Source organism: Acetomicrobium thermoterrenum DSM 13490 (assembly GCF_900107215.1).
GTDB classification, from domain to species: Bacteria; Synergistota; Synergistia; order Synergistales; family Acetomicrobiaceae; genus Acetomicrobium; species Acetomicrobium thermoterrenum.
Map to the genome: position 1 here is coordinate 1 of NZ_FNPD01000011.1, position 17998 is coordinate 17998.

At 45.5% G+C, this 17998-nt stretch carries 13 protein-coding genes and 1 pseudogene; 3 read left to right on the plus strand and 11 right to left on the minus strand.

The annotated features are described in order from the left end of the window. Both BLU12_RS08505 and BLU12_RS08515 read right to left on the minus strand, forming a co-directional pair. Nucleotides 1-239: pseudogene (locus tag BLU12_RS08505) on the minus strand (ISLre2 family transposase); the annotation flags it as partial. 308 nt (nucleotides 240-547) lie between these two features. Next, on the minus strand, nucleotides 548-1921 hold the full coding sequence (locus BLU12_RS08515; protein ID WP_234945585.1) for an aminotransferase-like domain-containing protein: 1374 nt from the start codon (nucleotides 1919-1921) through the stop codon (nucleotides 548-550). Nucleotides 1922-2077: 156 nt separating this feature from the next. Here BLU12_RS08515 and BLU12_RS08520 point away from each other — a divergent pair, with 156 nt between their 5' ends. Next, nucleotides 2078-2917, plus strand: a complete 840-nt coding sequence (locus BLU12_RS08520) for an HAD family hydrolase (protein WP_234945586.1) — start codon at nucleotides 2078-2080, stop codon at nucleotides 2915-2917. A 1-nt stretch (nucleotide 2918) separates the two neighbouring features. Here the strand turns inward: BLU12_RS08520 and BLU12_RS08525 are convergent, their stop codons facing one another. From BLU12_RS08525 to BLU12_RS08560, 8 genes are all read right to left on the minus strand, one after another. Next, complete coding sequence (locus BLU12_RS08525) at nucleotides 2919-3890, minus strand: bifunctional heptose 7-phosphate kinase/heptose 1-phosphate adenyltransferase (protein ID WP_091462072.1); 972 nt, start codon at nucleotides 3888-3890, stop codon at nucleotides 2919-2921. 10 nt (nucleotides 3891-3900) lie between these two features. After that, complete coding sequence (locus BLU12_RS08530; RefSeq protein ID WP_091462073.1) at nucleotides 3901-5382, minus strand: AMP-binding protein; 1482 nt, start codon at nucleotides 5380-5382, stop codon at nucleotides 3901-3903. Beyond that, nucleotides 5369-6604 carry a M20 metallopeptidase family protein gene (locus BLU12_RS08535; protein ID WP_091462153.1) on the minus strand — a complete coding sequence of 412 codons (1236 nt, stop codon included), beginning with the start codon at nucleotides 6602-6604 and terminating at the stop codon, nucleotides 5369-5371. The genes BLU12_RS08530 and BLU12_RS08535 overlap by 14 nt, the downstream gene beginning before the upstream one ends. 8 nt (nucleotides 6605-6612) lie before the next feature. Beyond that, nucleotides 6613-7989, minus strand: coding sequence for a hydrogenobyrinic acid a,c-diamide synthase (locus tag BLU12_RS08540; RefSeq protein ID WP_091462074.1), 1377 nt, complete (start codon nucleotides 7987-7989; stop codon nucleotides 6613-6615). Nucleotides 7990-8494: 505 nt separating this feature from the next. Next, the gene (locus tag BLU12_RS08545) at nucleotides 8495-9418 is read right to left on the minus strand and encodes an RluA family pseudouridine synthase (protein WP_091462076.1); all 924 of its coding nucleotides are present in this window, start codon (nucleotides 9416-9418) and stop codon (nucleotides 8495-8497) included. Then, the gene (locus BLU12_RS08550) at nucleotides 9393-11183 is read right to left on the minus strand and encodes a PEP/pyruvate-binding domain-containing protein (RefSeq protein WP_234945587.1); all 1791 of its coding nucleotides are present in this window, start codon (nucleotides 11181-11183) and stop codon (nucleotides 9393-9395) included. The genes BLU12_RS08545 and BLU12_RS08550 overlap by 26 nt, the downstream gene beginning before the upstream one ends. A gap of 14 nt (nucleotides 11184-11197) precedes the next feature. Further along, the gene (locus BLU12_RS08555) at nucleotides 11198-12904 is read right to left on the minus strand and encodes a PEP/pyruvate-binding domain-containing protein (RefSeq protein ID WP_091462078.1); all 1707 of its coding nucleotides are present in this window, start codon (nucleotides 12902-12904) and stop codon (nucleotides 11198-11200) included. Between the two features lie 33 nt (nucleotides 12905-12937). Further along, the gene (locus BLU12_RS08560) at nucleotides 12938-14146 is read right to left on the minus strand and encodes a 2,3-bisphosphoglycerate-independent phosphoglycerate mutase (RefSeq protein ID WP_091462080.1); all 1209 of its coding nucleotides are present in this window, start codon (nucleotides 14144-14146) and stop codon (nucleotides 12938-12940) included. A 176-nt stretch (nucleotides 14147-14322) separates the two neighbouring features. Here BLU12_RS08560 and BLU12_RS08565 point away from each other — a divergent pair, with 176 nt between their 5' ends. Next, nucleotides 14323-15534: an aminotransferase-like domain-containing protein gene (locus BLU12_RS08565; protein ID WP_091462086.1), complete on the plus strand. Its 1212-nt coding sequence runs from the start codon at nucleotides 14323-14325 to the stop codon at nucleotides 15532-15534. An 83-nt stretch (nucleotides 15535-15617) separates the two neighbouring features. Next, nucleotides 15618-17006, plus strand: a complete 1389-nt coding sequence (gene mnmE, locus BLU12_RS08570; RefSeq protein WP_091462157.1) for a tRNA uridine-5-carboxymethylaminomethyl(34) synthesis GTPase MnmE — start codon at nucleotides 15618-15620, stop codon at nucleotides 17004-17006. Between the two features lie 92 nt (nucleotides 17007-17098). Here mnmE and BLU12_RS08575 read toward each other — a convergent pair whose 3' ends face one another. Continuing rightward, nucleotides 17099-17995, minus strand: a complete 897-nt coding sequence (locus BLU12_RS08575) for a triphosphoribosyl-dephospho-CoA synthase (protein ID WP_091462087.1) — start codon at nucleotides 17993-17995, stop codon at nucleotides 17099-17101. Between the last annotated feature and the right edge of the window lie 3 nt (nucleotides 17996-17998).

Here is a 17998-nt window from a genome sequence, read left to right on the forward strand (position 1 = left end):
CTTTTGTCCTCACGCCTTTCTACGACTAACCCTCTTTCCTTTCGAGATGTTTTGTCCTTTAATATGGCCTCATCTGCAAGCTCGAAGTAAGCCTTTATCAGTTCTCGGATGAAGGCCTTCATGATCCGAGAGATTTCGTCTTCAATTTCCGCTAATGTCCTGACCTCGGAATCACCGAAGAATTCAAGCAACTCCTTGATGAAGTTTATTGCTATTTGTAGTAAAATATCCTTGTTCAAGTTGGGACCCTCCTTTATGAGTTTTTGTGTGCTACAAAGATTCTACCAAAAGGAGGGGTCCCTTTCTTTTTACCTCTGAAAATCTCCTACAAATATTTTACGCGATCTCAGAGTTTTGAAATGTACACAACCCTGTATTTGAATAAGGAGAGCTGAATGTGAGGCAAATAATCTTAATTTTATCTATAGCTGCAACGTTCTTTATCGGTTATGCCGTGGCTGGCATAAGCACCTTTTTATATGGTTCCGGCAGAAAGGATCTGATTTTGATAGGATTATTGGGCGGAATTTCATGCAGCATCCTTGCCTTAATGCTGTGGAAGAAGCTCGTCATTCCAAGATCTACAGAGAATAGAAAGGACAAAAGAAATATCCGACAGCCTTAAAGAGCTGACAGAAAGCCTGACCGCTTCTACATCCTCCCCTTTAACCGAAAACGCAACCCCGGGGACAACTGAAACCCCTTGGCCCGCCGCCTTGAGAGCCGCTTTGCTGCCTTTAAGGTTTGGCATATTAAGCCACAGGTAAATACCGCCTAAGGGCATCTCGAAAAGGGCTTGAGGCAGCATTTTCCTAAAGCCCTCGCACAACGATCTCATTCGCATGGAGATTTGATTTCTAACAAATTCCAGCGTTTCATATAACCCTCCCTCTTCAAGAAATGTAAGCACGAAATATTGGACCAAAGATGAAACAGAGCCGTAAAAAATCCTTTTTATGTCGAGGCAACTTTTCATTAAATTTTCAGGCAAAAGAAGGTAACTCATTCTGAAACCCGGGAAAAGCACTTGGCTGAAGGATCCCAAATACGCTATCTTTTCGGCATTTTCCATGGCCTTCAAAGCGGGCACGCTCTCCTTGCCGTACCTCAATTCCCCATAGGTGTCATCTTCTATTATCAAAAGCGACTTCCTTTTTGCGATTTCCAATATCGAACTTCGCGTCTCTAAAGAAAGCGTGCGCCCCGTAGGATTGTGGAAACTCGGTATCAGATAAAGGACATCGCCTTTGGAGGCATCTTTTAAACTGTAGGCCGGGTCGTTCAAAGATATGCAACAAACTTGCATTTTATTCTTCGTGGCCAACTCCACGACAGGAGAGTAAGTTAGTTCTTCTACAAATATATTTTTTACGCCCTGTTCTTTAATCGCTGCGATCAAAATGGCAAGTGCCTCCAATCCACCAGCAGTAACCAGCACTTCATCGGATCGTGCTGGAATCCCCCTTAAAGCAGCATGCTTAACCAGTGCCCTTCTAAGTTCGGGAACTCCGGCCAAAGGCGCCGGCAAAATCAAATCTTTACTTACATTTAATGACAGGTCTTTCAATATCTTGGATAAAAAACGTGTCGCAATCAGACTTTTATCGGGTAACCCGGAAGCTAGGTCCCATATAACTTTTTCTGAGCACACCGCTTTTTCTCTTGATACACCGGCAACATTTTTGCGGCGGACATAACACCCGCTCTTTTTCTTCAACTCGACATAGCCCTCTGCTTCCAGAAGATGCATGGCTTCATTTACGGTAGTCCTGCTTACGCTCAAATCCTCGGCCAATTGGCGCGTTCCCGGCAGTTTATACCCCTCTGGAAGCGTACCGCTTTCGATCATGCGCTTCAGATGAAACGCTATCTGGCGATAAATAGGAGTTTTAGACCCGCGCTCCAGAGGTATCTCCAACATAACAACCATCCCCTTGAATAAATCACCCGTCGATGTCAAACTAATTATGCTTGGAAGTATGATCTCTTAAATGTAGCGACATTAATTATATGTTTAATCATGCGATTCTCTCAATATATCGTATAAAATATATAGCACCAAGACATGGGAGGAAATATGGATAAATTAAAAAAAATTCACGATGCCCTTATTTTCGACATGGATGGCGTGCTCATTGATGCAACCTTCTCTTATCCAATGGTCATAAGAATGGCTGTACAATGGGGGTGGCGCTACCTGCTCGGCAATGACGTAGATTGCACCGCCTTTTCTTATGGACATTTCTACATCAGCAAGACACATCCGGCCTTTAACGATGACTACGATATTGCATGGATTTTATTGTCCCTTGCAGCTTCAAGGGGAATAAGATCTTTAAAAAAGGCTTTTCCCACCCCAAAACAGTGGGAAGAAATTCTACAAAATTTCAATGGCGACGACCCTTCGCTACTGCTTTCGGACAATTTTAACAATATCGTTCCCAGATCATCTGTGAGACAGTTATGCGAGGAGATCTACTTCGGTCGTGAGGAATACATTTCTTTACAGGGCAAAAAACCTAATTGGTACAAAGGAAAGGGACTTTGGCGAAGAGAAAGAGCTCTTATCGATGTGCATTGGAAAGATCTTCCCTTGCCTGTCTGCATTTTCACAGGAAGGTCTCGGAAAGAGTGTTTTCTTGGGCTAAAGCTTCTTGGCTGGGAAGACCTTCCCATGGAGAGGATATTCACTTTAGAGGACGGCATGCCTAAGCCTTCCCCCGAAGGCTTAGAAGTCTTGTCCGCGAGGGTGGGTGCCAAAAATCCGATATTTTTCGGAGACACGAGCAGCGATTTGGAATCGGCTAAAAGATTTGGCAGAGGAAAGTTCGTATATGTCGGCAAAACCCCTAAAGACTTACCTTTGGTCTTTGAAGATACACAAAAGGCACTGTCCGAGCTGGGGTTTATCGATTAAATCATTGGTCTCCGTCGAAATAGGGCTTTAACTTTTCCCACTCGGGAGAATTCTCGATTTCTTCCGGAGTAACAGTGGCAGTACCCATCTTTTGTACGACCAGCCCGGCTGTCAAAGTAGCAAATTCACAAGCTACACGCCAAGGCAGCCTCAATCCAAGGGCAACGGCTATAGATGCGACTACCGTATCACCAGCTCCGGAAACATCGTAAACCTCCCTTGCACGGGCCGGGAAATGGATCAATTCATCCTTTGCGGCAAGCACCATACCCTGGTCTCCAAGGGTAATGACAACAGCCTCCATGGAAAGACCTTCCCTAAGTAATTGAGCACCCTCCAGAGGAGTGAAATTCCCATCAAAGGCACGCCCTAAAAGCATTTCCGCTTCCGATTTATTGGGAGTCATAACAGTTGCTCCTATATAGCGTTCTTTATGTTGCGGTTTAGGGTCGACTATAATGGGAATACCCCTTCCTTTGGCCCAATTGATGCACCCACCGGCCACTTTTTCACTTACAATGCCCTTCGCGTAATCTGAAATGACCAATACATCGGCATCAAGAGTAGGCAAAACTTTTAAAATATCTTTCGAAATATCGCATAAACGATCATCAATATAGTTATCCCAATCTACTCGTACAATCTGCTGAGAACGGGCAAGAATCCTCGTCTTACGTATCGTCGGCATGTTTAAAGTTATTGGAGAACATATGGCAACCCTTGTCTTATTCAGCAGAGATTCCAACAGGCCCCAATAAATATCCTGCCCCTTGGGAGCCACTAAAACAGCATCGAATCCGAAAGCAGCAACGTTATTAGCCACATTAGCCGCTCCACCCGGCCGATAATCCTCCTCGATAACTTCAACTACCGGAACGGGGGCTTCAGGCGACAATCTGCTCGCACGACCAATGATATAATGGTCGAGCATAACATCCCCCACTACGGCAACTTTGCATCGCTTCGCTTTCACGGATACTCCCCTATTCTTCTCGCAATGCTGACCTTTTGGCCTTGCCCAGGGCAGTTTTGGGCAGGTTATCTACAAATTCGATGATCTTTGGGATTTTATAAGAGGCCAAAAGCCGTCTGCAATGGGACCATATATCTCTTTTTGCCGGCTGCTTATCCAATTTAGGCACTATAAAAGCTTTAACGATTTGTCCGCTCATGCTCTGGTTTACTCCAATAACGGCAGCTTCTTTTACTAATGGGTGTTTCAGAAGAATCTCTTCGACTTCTTCCGGAAATACTTTGAAGCCTCCAACCATAATTACATCGCTCTCGCGAGAGTGAAGCCTTATGTAACCATCGTCATCGATCGACACTATATCCCCCGTATTAAACCAACCGTCTTTGAAGAAAGCGTCAGTCAACCCGTCGTCTTCGAAGTAGCCATCCGCTACTGAGCCGCCTCTAATCCAAAGCACGCCCTCATGCCCTTTGGGCAATTCCTTCCCCTCATGATCGCATACTTTGGTTTCCACTATCGGAAGGGCAGGGCCTACAGTGCCAAGTTTTCTCGCAGAATAAGACCTATTAACGGCTACCACCGGCGATGCTTCCGTCAAACCATACCCCTCCAGCACGCCGATTCCTAAATACTTTTCGAGAATTTCGTCCAAAGCAAAGGGGAATTTATCTCCCCCGGAGATTGCAGCTTTGATACGCCTTGGCAAGCTTTCTCCCTGTGATAGAGCTGATGTTATGAATTGATACATCATTGGCACGCCAACCAATACATTGGTCTCGGAGCTTCTAATTGCTTCCAATACGTTTTTTACGGGCATAAAACTGGACAACATGCATTGAGAAAGGTTTAACAGCAGTGGCAATAAACCACATATTGAAAATCCGAGAACGTGAGAATTGGGAAGAGCGTTAAGAAGTATATCCCCATCCTTTATGGGTTCTACCTGATCGATGCAACTTATGGCGTTCATATATAAAGATGAGTGACTTAATGGTACGGCTTTAGGCTTACCGCCTGTCCCAGAAGTATAAAATATGACGGCGCCGCCTTCTTGGCCGGGGTATTCAGGTAAGGCCTGAACGGATTCCTTAAAAGGTGCATCGTATAGGGCCAGCCCCCAAGGGATATGCTCACGATTCAGCTCGTCAACCAAATTGGAACGCTCTTTAGACAAGACGACCATAGAAACCTTTGCATGTTTCAAGGCACTTGTAACGGCATTTACAGGCTCGCGATGATTATATGGAACTACAGCACCCCCTAAACGCCATGCTGCCAAAACGTGGGCCCAAAAGGAGGGGCAGTTCGGCATCACTAAACCCAAATGCATCCCCGATTTAAATCCACTGTCGTAAAGCTTTTCCGTAACAGCTTCCACCAAACCCCAGAACGCTCCGCGAGACCACCAAACCCCATTAAACCAAATTGCTCTGTCCCAAGGAAATCTACGGCAGATGGATTCTATCTCTTTATCCAATCTATCCAATCTCATCTTCCCCCATAGAGAGCATGTTAGACAAACAAAAAGCAAGATAGGCTTCCAAACCTGCGGCAAAAGGAAGCAGATCTTCCGGTACATCATACTTCGGATGATGCAACCAATATTTACCTCCCGTCCCAAACAGAAGAAAACATGACGGAATGACTTGCGTGTAAAAAGCGAAATCTTCGCCGGCCATCAATGGCCTATCCATAATCTCCAAGTTCTCGTCTCCAAAAGAGTCACGGGCAATCCTTAAAACTAAACTTGTAAGCCTTTCATCGTTTATCACCTGGGGGTAGTTGCGATGATATTTAATAGTACCAAGTCCCCTAAAGGTTTTTGCCAGTAAAGGAACCATTTCCTCCAGTCTGTTTTGAAGAAAATCGCGAACCTCTACGTTCAATGCCCTCAGAGAGCCCCACAGGTCTATTTGTTCGGGAATAACATTATGCGCTTCTCCTGCTTCCAGGTGCCCAAAGGAAATAACGGCGCTTTCCGTAGGGTCTATTTCCCTACCCACTAACGCCTGAGCAGCGAGTATTACATGGGCAATGATCGTCCAAGGATCTACCGTAAGATGGGGGGCAGCGGCATGGCCACCGACACCTTGAATAGATATATGAAACCTGTCGGAGAGGGCAGTCATAATTCCAGGCCTCAACAATAATTTGCCGTACCCGTATTTGGGCCAAAAATGAAAACCCAAAGCATAACCAATATTATAGATGTCCAAAAGACCCGCATCGATCAACCGTTTTGCCCCACCAAGACCTTCTTCGGCTGGTTGAAACACCAACACCACGGATCTGTCGAGCATCTCTCTTCTTTGGGATAAAAGCAGTGCCACTCCCAACAACACCGCCATGTGGGCATCATGACCACAACCGTGCATTACCCCAGGGATACACGAAGCAAATGTAAGATCGGTTTCCTCTTGAAGAGGCAGGGCGTCCATAGGACACCTGATCATTATTGCCCTTCCTTCCCTTTTGCCACTTATTTTTCCTATGACGGCGGTGGTTTCCCCAAAGGCCTGCGTAACTTCAACACCGGGCATGCTTTTGAGGATTTGGAAAACTCTGGAAGATGTTACCCTTTCCTCAAAGGCCAACTCGGGAAAAACGTGAAAACCTCTTCTCCACTCGACCAATTGATCGTAAATATTAGTTGCCTCTTCAAAAAGATCTTCTTTTGTCTTGAGCCTCTCTTGCTTCGATATTCCCACAACCATCACCGTCGTCAACTAAACATTTTTAGCATAATTTCGGGATTGCTCCAAAACTCCGGCTTCACCGCAAAGGCCGAAGCATTTCCATACACCCAACCGTCTTCTATCGGAGCTTGAGAACCCTCTTGCTTTACAGTCCACGTTGGCATGCAGTTAAAACCCTTCACCTCAAGCTTAACCCAGGTAGGCCAATATCCGCTCAAAGATTTCCCGGTGCGTTTTTCGGAAGATATATGTTCGATATTGACTTTATGGCATGGGCCTGAGCTCTCTGCATAATAACCCTTGAAAGGGAAAAATGACAAGCCCCTTATCTGATCCCCATTGGACAGGAAAAAGGATTCTCCGAATATTGGAGATGATCCCCCTTCGATTAAGAGTTTCCCCTTAACGAGAACAGACGAAAAAGCTTTTACTAAAGAGCGATTTTCAACGAGATCTTTCATAAACACATATCCTATGCCATGGGGAACATATATGAAGTCTAAGTCACTATAATTCGTTATTTCATCATATGGAAGTGATATTACGTCATATCCTAGGGCCACCAGCAACTTTTCGTTATTGTCCCCTCCCAAAGTAAGAGCAGGATGATGCACCACTCCAACCTTTCTCTTATCGGAACGATAGCTCATATCGAACTCCAACATTTCCACGTTCAACTGTGCTGCGCCACGAGCATGAGCCACAACTACCTCCCACTCGATTTGTCTTTCCATCGCTATGAGCCGGGCAGCTGCAGTTTTCAACGACAGCAAGGAACGGTTGCCCGACAATTGGCCAACTATGGATAAAAAATCCGGTTTTTGCTTGAAAATAAAACCCGGTATATAACCCAAAGCAGTCCATGGAAGATCTCTGCCGACAGATATTTCTAGAAGTTGATACTCCCTAGGGTTTAAGACGGAGGAGAAGGCGACAGCATTTATTAAATTTGAAACGGAGTTAGGCAATTGCCGCGCAAACTCCAAAACGCGCCTTGCAGTTGTAGCGGAGGAACCGCTGGAAAAAAATACGGGAATAATAGGGCATTTCAATTGCTCAGCCACAGACGCCAAAACAGGGTTAACTTTAATTTTCTCCTCGCTACAACTTCCGAGGGAAGCAAAGAGTATATTTAAACGATCTTCCCGTGCCGCTGTGACGAACAGTTGTTTCAAGCGGTGTACGTTTTCAAGCAAACGCGAATCCAATACAGTTGCCGGCTCACCGAAAAGGACATACAGCAAAGCCGTCAGATGCTCGTCGATGCCCACTACGAAGGGTTTTATCTTATAACCTGCCTGTTGCAACGCAATGGCCATAATTACACCTGGAGGGATCAACGATTCATCTCGCTCGTCTGCAAATATAACTCTTGGCATCGAAAAGGTTTTATTGTCACTCATGAATAAAGTTTATCACACTTGCTATGACTGACAAACTCTTCAAAATTAGATGGCGGATTGCAGATCAGAGTCGCACTTTAAAAAAATACCTTGGCCCACTAAAGATAATAATTTCGTGGGCCAAGGTATCGACAATTTATTTACAACCCGAGCATCCTGAAGTTGGAAGCACTGCGGACTTAACTATCAACTTCGACCCCCAAATGGAACGCATTACTTGGATGTCTATGGTATCGCTTTGAAAGGACATGCCCTTCGGAACCCACAGATCGACATCCCCATCCTTAACCTCAAAGTAATCTTCGAGATTAGCCGGCTTCCCGCCCTCAACGAGGGCCGCATAATAGGAAGATCAACCCCCTCCCATTCTTTTCACCGTAATGTATCCTTCGTTGCCCGACTCTTGTAGCTTTTTGCGAGCATCTTCAGATATAGAAACACCTAATTTAGCTATATTTTCCATTCAATTTCACCCCCAGCAAGTATCTCATACAATTTAAAGCTATTATAGCATACCTCTTATGGTATCCAAAGATAAATCAAAAAGACCTATCACAATTACCATATCTGCAGGCAATGGTGCGCAAAATTTTCTACCCGCCAAATAACTCAAATCATTCCCAAAAATTTCCAGAGAGTAGGCATGCAGCATTGGCCTTCCTGCTTCTTTGCCACTGTCGCCGTACTTGACATCGCCAACGATAGGATGCCCGATGTGCGATAGATGAACCCTAAGTTGATGCGGTCTCCCGGTAATCGGCTCCAATGCCACCAAAGAGGCACGATTTCCTGCCGACAAAGACATGTATCGCGTGGCAGACCTCTTGCCTTCCCCCTTGTTTACTACCGTCTTGAGAGAATGTTCGTCCCTTTCAAGGGGAGCTTCTATTACGCCTTCTCCGGATATACATCCCCTTACAACGGCCAAATATGTCTTGGCAACCCTTCTGTTTCTGAATATAGCTGTCAGTGCTCTTAAAGAACGAGGATTTAAGGCGAGGGCCATTACCCCGGATACATTACGGTCTAGCCTATGTGCCGGGGTAGGAATAAAATCCCCTTTAGTTTTATTGATCAAATTGAGTGCTCTGTTAACGACCGAGTCATCCTCTCTGGATGCCGGTTGGCTCAAAAGCCCGGCAGGCTTATTTATTATCAAAACATTTTGATCCATAAATATCACTTCCAAAGGTTTATCCACTACATTTAGCGAGGACTTTAGTTTCGCAGGATCTTCAAAGGGTACGCTGACTTCGTCTCCCCTATATAAGCGATAGGAGGGCTCTGTTTTTTCTCCGTTAACGGTGATCTTTCCTTTTCTGATAGCGCGCATAATGGCACCCAAGGGTACCTGACTATATTTCTTTCGCAGGAATCTATCCAGCCTCACGCAATCGTAATCTTCATCTATCTTCCATATTTTCGCCATCGCACGTACCTTTTCTGACGGCAACGATTCCTATATTTCTCGCACAGTCCATATATACATCAAAGGATCCTTTGTATATTTTGATCCCCAGATCTTGCATCTTCTGGCAACATGCCGATTCAAACCACTCCTGCCTGAAGACATTCCCCTTCTCCCCTGCGAATACCGGCATATAGAGGACGTTATCTATTTCCAGATCGGAGTAAAAATGGGTACCATAGGAAAGTTCGGGCATAAATCCCAACACGGGAATTCCAACTTCTACAATGCACTTACAGTTTGTTAATTCGCTATATTGAACTGGGACTCCCAAGGCAGGATTGCTCGATCCAACTCTGCCGGGTGCCACCAAAATATAGGAATTAGGATACAACTTCTTGTTGATCTCTCCTATGGCTCTTGCAATCTCATGTTTATTAGCCGCCGTCACGTATACTTTATGATCAACATATACCAGATATGGCACGTTCTCAAGCTGTCCGTCGGTGACCATTCTGTCCGCCTTGAGAATTACAAGCTTACCCTCCAGGTCCCTTTCATCAAATTTAGAATCACAGCAACCCGTCCAAAGAGGCCTGGCCTGCAGCAACTCCAATTTCCTTTCGCTCGGTTCGTAGGCAAACTCTATATCCACAGGGGCACCCATGGAATCTTCCAAATGCTTAAGGAGTTTTTGCATTCTTGTAAAGAAGTCAGGGTTGTGTCTCGTAAACCTTTCAAAGGTAACGCAAACCTTGCTGTCGTCTTCCTGTTGCCTGAAATAAGACAAATCGAGGTTTTCCCAATAACCGTTACCGTCATCTTCACGATATACCTGGGCATACTCTCCAAGCTCTCTTCCGTAATGCGTCAACAAATAATCTAATATTCCCTTATCGTTTATGTTGTAAGTTACTATATCTCCTCTATCTCCGTCTATCATTTGAAAGCTCTCCTGGGAATGCCTCATTACGTTGTAAGGATGATTACCTTCCGGCCTGAGATTGGGATTTGAAAGCGAAAAAATTCTAGCGTAACCACGCCTAGTGCTCATTGTTCCAAGGCCAAATACCAGCCGCAACAAACCATCTTCTACGTTCAGGCGAGTGCACCACCTTCTCAAGTTTAATGAATATCCTACTCCTGCCGTAGTTGGGAAATAATAGCGACCTCTCCACTTACCTGAGGCTCGCATGACGATTATTCCCATTTTGTCATCGCCCAATTTGTGTTTGTTGCGGTATTCTACAGCCGTTGGGAAAAAGGTCCTGGCATATATTCGCTTTATTTCGTTCTCGATCGCCAAAACTCGTTCGTTTAAGTCTCCGCTGGCGTGCAGTAGCCGTGATCTGTATTTTCCGGCGAAGGAATATTTGAGCGAATCTTCCAGCATGGACGATGAACGTACCGCGATGGGGGAATCGACACATTCAAGAAATGAAGCTATACGTTCCCTTACATTACTGGGCAATTCAGCGTCAAGAAACCTTCGCTCAATTCTTTCGGGCTCACTGTCCAAGACGTTGTCCAAATCATCTATTTGGCTTAAAAATTTATCGAAGGCCTCGATGCTTATAAAAATAGATTCCGGCATCTCCGTAGAAACAAGTTCATCGACACCACTTTCGAGAAGGGATTTCATTCCAAAAAGAAGGGACCTTCCCTTTCCGCCGATATGACCGGCTCCCACGATCGAGCTTGCAAAACGATCATCGTTACATGGGTCCCAAGAAAAATAGCTTGCCAATTTATCCTCTCGCACTCTGCCAGAAACTTCAGAACCCACAACCTAAACCTCCTTTAGGTCTCGTCGACAATGACTCCTATTTCCCTTTCCCCATTTAAATACACTCCGAAATTTCCTTCGTAGATCCTTAGGGCTTCATGTTCGCCCATAAAGAAGGGCGTCTTCTCAAACCACTGCTCGTTGCAAATATTGCCATGCTCTCCGCAAAAAACGGGCAAATAAAGTATCTTGTCCGTGTCGAGGTCAAGGAAGAAGTGAGATCCATAGGACAATTCAGGCACAACTCCAGCACTAGGGACACTTACTTCCACTATGCAGCCGCATCCCGATATCTCTCCGTATGACACGGGTACTCCAAGCAAAGGATTTGTACTGCCCCATCTTCCGGGGCCTACCAATATGTACCTTTCTCCCAAAAGCTTTTCGTTTGCCTTCCCTACGGCTCGCGCAATCTGAACGAATTCCCTCGTATCCATATATAGCTTGGGGTCTACATAGACGAGATGGCGAACACCCCTCAACTTTCCGTTGGAAATCATTCTGTTTCCTCGCAATACTATCCGTTCAGACGGTATTTGGGGAATCTCCACATCACCCCACTCTTCAAAAGTAGCAAGAGGCCTCATTTGCACTAAAGCGAGCCGATCATCTTCGGTCTCGTACGTAAATTCCAAATCCACAGCAAGTCCCGCTCTTTCCTCCATCAGCCTCAACAGGGAACGTATTTTTTCAAAAAATGTGGAGAATCTGCGAGGAAAGTTGGAGAAAGTCATAACAGGCCACATTTTTTGAATATCAGAAACAATACCGCCGTGTAGCATATAAAACATCTCTCCGTCGCTCAATTCCAAAAAGGAAGAGGCATTTTTGTGGTGAGTAATTATGTGGTCTAAGGCCATATCTATTCTGTTGCTTAAAAAGAAACCTCTTTTTAAATCGATATAATCGAATTCGTCTTGAGCATGAGCGATGATATCGCTGGCCCTGTTGCCCTCGACTCTAAGTCCCGGCAGGCTTAAGTAAAAAACCTTGGCATTAGCCCTTGCGACGGCCCTGGTACCAAGGCCAAAACACAGTCGCAACAAGCCCTCCTCTCTTCTTACTCTAGGACTTGGGCGACGATATACCTTTGAGAAGGCTACTCCGGCCAACTCGGGGTAATATAATTGACCTCGCTTCCTGCCTACAATTGGCTGTATTATTATGGCCATCCTTTCCTGTGCCAGTTTAATGCCGTGTCTTCTGCGATACTCCTTGGCAGATGGGTTGAAAGTGGATGCGTAAACTAATTTTATTGCCCTTTCAAACCTGTGAAGTCTGTATTCCAGATCTCCACTATTTCCAAAAAACCTCGTCGAGTATTTGCCGGCAAAGGAAAAGGCAAGATCGTCTTCCAGAACTGACGAAGACCTGACTGCCACTGGTGTGTCGATATCAAGCAAAATGTTAACAAGGGTATCGCGCAAACTCTCAGAAAAATTGGCCCCTTCAAAAGCCCTCTCGATCTCCTCAAAATTTTGGGCACCCCTGACAATAGGCTCTAAATTATTGCGCACCATGAAGTCATTAAATACCTCTGTGGTAAGTACATAGGACACCCTGGGGAAATCTATACACTTCCCCAAAGGGTTGGTCTGAAGGGCTTCCGCAGCAAAAGCTACTCCCTTTGCCTTGCCCCCTATCTCGCCTTCCCCTATGGACCATTTTTTTGATCGATAGAAGGATGTTCCTTCATAATGTGCATACGGTGCGCTTGCCATTGACATCCACCAACTCCCGCTCACAAAAAGGTTTTAGGCACCGTACTTTGACAGCCTCAACCCGTGAGCTAACATTAAACCCATGAGATAATGGGCGGGCATAATTCCCAGCGCTCCCTTGGCACACTCCCTTTCACCAAAGCCGGAGCAATTACCGTGACGAACATACGGACTAACCAACAAAACAGGCACCGGATGCCAGGAATGGCTTTTTAATTGGCTTGGGGTGCTATGATCTCCGGTTACTACTAAGACATCGGGCTTAAGCTCCAATACCTTTGGTATCAAGGAATCAAGTTTTTCCAAAACTTCCTTTTTAGCATCATAATTACCATCTTCGCCGTAGCTGTCGCTATACTTTACGTGGACGTAAAAGAAATCGTATTTGTCCCATTGAGAAGAAAGAGCTTCGAAAAGTCCCTCTAATCCTCTGTCAGCCTCAACCACTTCCATGCCAACCAGACGGGCAATGCCTTTATACATGGGATAGGTGGCGATTGCGACGGGATTTATCTTATAGAGCTGAGATAAAGAAGGCATATGGGGAGCTTGTGAAAAACCTCTCAACAAACAACCGTTGGCCTGTTTTTCCTCCGCCAGCAACTCTCTAACCCTCTTTATAAATTCGTTCGCTACGCTCGCCATAAGACTTCCCCTTGAAGATGAAGGTTCTGCCCACCTCATAGGAAGACCATTCTTCTGGGGGTCGGCGTCCTCGACTTCCTCCGACAGGCCCTCACCGGAGAATACAGCCACGAATCTATGTTCTTCCCCAGGGTAAAGTTTTACTTTTACTCCCTTTATTTCCTCTATATTTTTCGAAAGAAAGGCTATTAGCTCCTTGTTTTTTTCCGAGGATATACGACCAGCCCTTCTGTCGACAATGACATCGTCGGGGCCCCAGGTCGAGAAGTTCCCCCTCACGCATACATCCTGTGGTGCTACTTGAGCCCCTACGCCCAAAGCTTCGAGGATTCCTCTTCCAATGCTAAAGTCCAAGGGATCATAGCCGAATAAGGCCAAATGCCCGGGACCGCTGCCCGGAGTAATCCCCGGTTCTACCATCTGCAGCAATCCGACTTCGCCCTTAGAGGCCAACTTATCAAGGTTAGGAGTCGAGGCGGCCTCTAACTCCGTTTTGCCGTTCTCCCCCGGCAAACCGCCTAGCCCGTCTATCACCAGTAATAATAGTTTTGTTTGGTTTTCCAGCACTAACTCGCTCAACAGATCTATTCTTTTCATGTGCCAAAGCCACCTCCTGCAATTTTCGTATCCTATGTTTGTTTATGATATTTTACACCAATTTTATTATTCATGACGGTGCGAGCAGCAAAAACTCTTTGAGCAGTCACTAGATTGCATGCTATAATATAACTATGTTTTGTGGCAGGACTAACAAAAGTAGGAGGCGAGAGATAATGAGCGTTTGGGAAAAGCTGTACAGCGAAAAGGTAAGCACTTTGAGGCCTTCGCCGATAAGGGAAATGCTGCACGTGATAAGGCAACCGGGAATGATCTCTTTTGCAGGCGGTAATCCCGACCCCCAAAGCTTTCCGGTGGACTTGTTCTATGAGTCTGCCAGTATTTTAAAAGAACAAGGAAAAGACGTGCTCCAATACGGAACCACTGAGGGATATCCTCCACTCAAAAGCTTTCTCTGTTCGTGGCTTAAACCCAGAATGGGCAGGGCCATCACGGAAGATGAACTTTTAATAACGACGGGATCCACTCAAGTGGTAGATCTCCTTTGTTGGGCAATTTTGGACAAGGGCGACTTGATCATAACGGAAGAGCCCACCTTCGTAGGGACTGCACTGACCATGCACAATCATGGCGCTCAATTTCTAACCATACCATGTGACGCCAATGGAATGCTTGTGGATCAGCTACCCGAAAAGATAGAAAAAGCCCTATCTCAGGGCAAGCGGATAAAGTTTATCTACACAATACCTAACTTCCACAACCCCCTTGGTTGCACTATGTCCTTAGAAAGAAGGAAGAAACTGGTCGAAATAGCCAACAGATACGGGATTGCCATTCTCGAAGACGACCCTTATGCATACATACGCTTTGAGGGCGAAGACCTGCCCACGCTCTTTTCATTAGATCAGTCCGGCCTTGTAGTCCATGCCTGCACTTTTTCCAAGATCCTGGCTCCCGGAACGCGCGTTGCTTGGGCTGTAGGCAACAAGGAAATAATAAGAAAAATGGCGATCTTCAAACAAGGCATCGATTTATGCTCAAGTGTAGTAGCCCAAGCGTTGGTATATGAATATTGCAGAAAGGGACACCTCGACAGCTACTTACCCAATATTGTTGATCATTATCGCAAAAAAAGAGACAACATGGAGGAATGTCTCAAAAAACACCTCCCCCTGGAAGAAGTTTCCTGGGTAAAGCCAATGGGAGGGTTTTTTTACTGGCTTGAGATGAAAAATTTAAAGACGGCCGATCTTTATAAGAAGGCCTTGCAAAAGAAGGTAGCTTTTGTGCCTGGCGAATCTTTTTACCCAAATCAAAACGGCGGCAAAAACTGCTTCAGAATGTGCTTCACCTTCGCTTCTCCAAGCGACATGGACGAAGGCATCAAACGTCTAGGAGAGGCTATGAAAGAGCTTTTGAAGTCCTAGCGAAAAACAACTGCCCTCTCTTTCTGTTCCAAGAAAGAAGAGGTATAATTGTACGATCTTTTGGACAAGGGAAAGAATAATTGGTGTTGGAAAAAAGTTTTTTAAACTTAGATGACACTATCGCATCTATATCTACAGCTTGGGGTGAGGCCGGAATAGCCATAGTAAGGCTTTCCGGCCCCCAAGCTCTTGATATTGCAGAAAAGGCATTTAGAGGAATCAAACCCCTTAAAGACACGCCCCCCAGATATATGCGAAACGGATTCTTACTCGACGAAAGAGGTGCCCCAATAGATGAGGTGTTGGGAGTTTGGTTTCGCTCGCCAAAAAGCTATACGGGCGAAGATGTGGTAGAGATCCACTGTCATGGCGGCTTGCTTGTCGCCTCAAAATGTCTCGAGCTCCTGATTGCTCAGGGTGCCCGCCTTGCTGAGCCTGGAGAATTTACACAGAGGGCTTTTCTGAACGGAAGAATAGATTTGACCCAGGCTGAAGCAGTGCTTGGTGTGATAAGAGCCAAAAGTGACGAAGCGCTCCTTTCTGCTGCAAGAACCTTGCGTGGAGAGCTGTCCGCCAAGGTCAATAGTATATACGATTCCCTGCTCAATATTTCTGCAACTTTAGAGGCTAACCTCGATTTTCCCGAGGAAGATATACCATATCTATCTAAAGATGATCTCTTCCAAAGTTTGAATGCAATAGCTTTAAATCTCCAAGATGTGATATATCGCTGCAAAGTTGGCAAAGCGCTCAGAGATGGAATAAAGGTAGCGATAGTCGGCCGCCCGAATGTGGGGAAATCTTCCATATTTAACGCCCTTTTAGAGGAAACGCGTGCCATTGTAACCCCCATACCAGGCACTACAAGAGACATCATAGAAGGAAGCATAGTGCACAAAGGAATTCCCATCATATTTATGGATACGGCAGGCTTGAGGGCAACGGATGACTTAGTGGAAACAATTGGCGTAAGCATGGCCCAAAAGGCTTTAAGAGAGGCCGACTTGAGGCTATGGATAATAGATGGAAGCGAGCAACTCACTAAAGAAGAGATCGACATGGCAATGGAGCTTAAAAATCACTCCCACATCGTGGCGATCAACAAAGCCGATATCCCCCAAGTAATTTCTCTTGAAGACGTTAGGCAAATGCTTCCAGAAAGCGAAATAATGGTCCTCTCTTCTTATGACAAAGAAGCCATAAGGGAATTAAAGGAACGAATTGTCAAGAAACTGTTCAAAGATTCGGCAATAAACGAGGGTTTTAATGCAACGGCAAGGCAAATAGAGACCTTAAAAAGCGTGTTATCCTGTGTTGAAAATTCCATATCTTCCCTAGTATCCGGAGAGCCGCAAGATCTCGTCGCTTCCAATTTGCTCGAGGCAAGATATCATATTGACAGATTACTGGGACGTAATTTCGACGAAGACCTGATCCATTTGATTTTTAGCCAGTTTTGCGTGGGGAAATAATTAATACAAAGGTCATTAAGAAACGCCTTTCGTCGCTCAAAAATCCCCTCTTCGGTGATCGAATAAAATTACCGATTCACTGCCTCGACAAACTACCAGCGTGTGACGAGATCTCTCATAAGGCCGCGATGAATAGCGTCTAGGAAATACAAAAAAATCCCCGATACCACCAAATCTGCTGTCGTGCCTGGATTTCTTTTGTTGCCTTTTTTCCGGAGGAAGTTATCGAAATTATGAATAGATTTTCTTCCTCTTTCGGTCATAACCCCTCCCCTCTCCAAAACCTCGAAGGCCTTTCCGGAAATCTCTACCGCTTCCTCCCATCCCAACTTGCGGAATATCAAAGTATCGGGAACCTTGGAAAGGATTGTCAAAAAGGCTTGCACAGCAGCATCTCGCAATCTCAACCCCCTCTCCAGCGCGTCGGCAAAGGATGGCAAAGAGAGCTCAAAGGTAATGGAAAAATCGGTCACGTATTCCCTTGCGATAGAATCTCTATCCGAAGCTTCAGCCATTGCTTCTCTCAAAGTGATTCCCCGAGGCATCTCATTTACGTCATATAGGTCCACCCGACCCATACCGCCTGCGCCCGACATCCTTATGGCTTCATATGTCTTGACGGCGTCGCTTTCGCTTAGACTGCCAAGAACACCTCTTAAGGAATTGCGAATAGCTTCAGCATCAGAATCGTTATCGCAACATAGGGCAGCCTTAGAAAGGGGAGCCAATAGCAATATAATGCCTAAATTCACATTTGCAGAGGTGAGCTTTGCTCTTGCTTTAATGCTTTCCAAAACGATTTCTCCCACGGACAATCTGTCAAGCTCTTGAAAGGCCGAACCCAATGCGACAGCCCCTGCAAAAAAATCAAAGGGGTTAGTGTCGTGAAAAGATCTGTTTATATGAACGTTGCCGGGTTTCTTTGAGCATACTTCAACGATTGAAGCTAATTGAGCGGCCCAGATAATCTCGTCTATAGCATACATCATGTT

Bases quoted from the DNA above. Each gene is read 5' to 3' on its own strand.
- BLU12_RS08515 (WP_234945585.1), bottom strand. From the start codon at position 1,921: ATGTTGGAGATACCTCTGGAGCGCGGGTCTAAAACTCCTATTTATCGC.
- BLU12_RS08520 (WP_234945586.1), top strand. From the start codon at position 2,078: ATGGATAAATTAAAAAAAATTCACGATGCCCTTATTTTCGACATGGAT.
- BLU12_RS08530 (WP_091462073.1), bottom strand. From the start codon at position 5,382: ATGAGATTGGATAGATTGGATAAAGAGATAGAATCCATCTGCCGTAGA.
- BLU12_RS08535 (WP_091462153.1), bottom strand. From the start codon at position 6,604: ATGGTTGTGGGAATATCGAAGCAAGAGAGGCTCAAGACAAAAGAAGAT.
- BLU12_RS08540 (WP_091462074.1), bottom strand. From the start codon at position 7,989: ATGAGTGACAATAAAACCTTTTCGATGCCAAGAGTTATATTTGCAGAC.
- BLU12_RS08545 (WP_091462076.1), bottom strand. From the start codon at position 9,418: ATGGCGAAAATATGGAAGATAGATGAAGATTACGATTGCGTGAGGCTG.
- BLU12_RS08555 (WP_091462078.1), bottom strand. From the start codon at position 12,904: ATGGCAAGCGCACCGTATGCACATTATGAAGGAACATCCTTCTATCGA.
- BLU12_RS08560 (WP_091462080.1), bottom strand. From the start codon at position 14,146: ATGAAAAGAATAGATCTGTTGAGCGAGTTAGTGCTGGAAAACCAAACA.
- BLU12_RS08565 (WP_091462086.1), top strand. From the start codon at position 14,323: ATGAGCGTTTGGGAAAAGCTGTACAGCGAAAAGGTAAGCACTTTGAGG.
- BLU12_RS08575 (WP_091462087.1), bottom strand. From the start codon at position 17,995: ATGATGTATGCTATAGACGAGATTATCTGGGCCGCTCAATTAGCTTCA.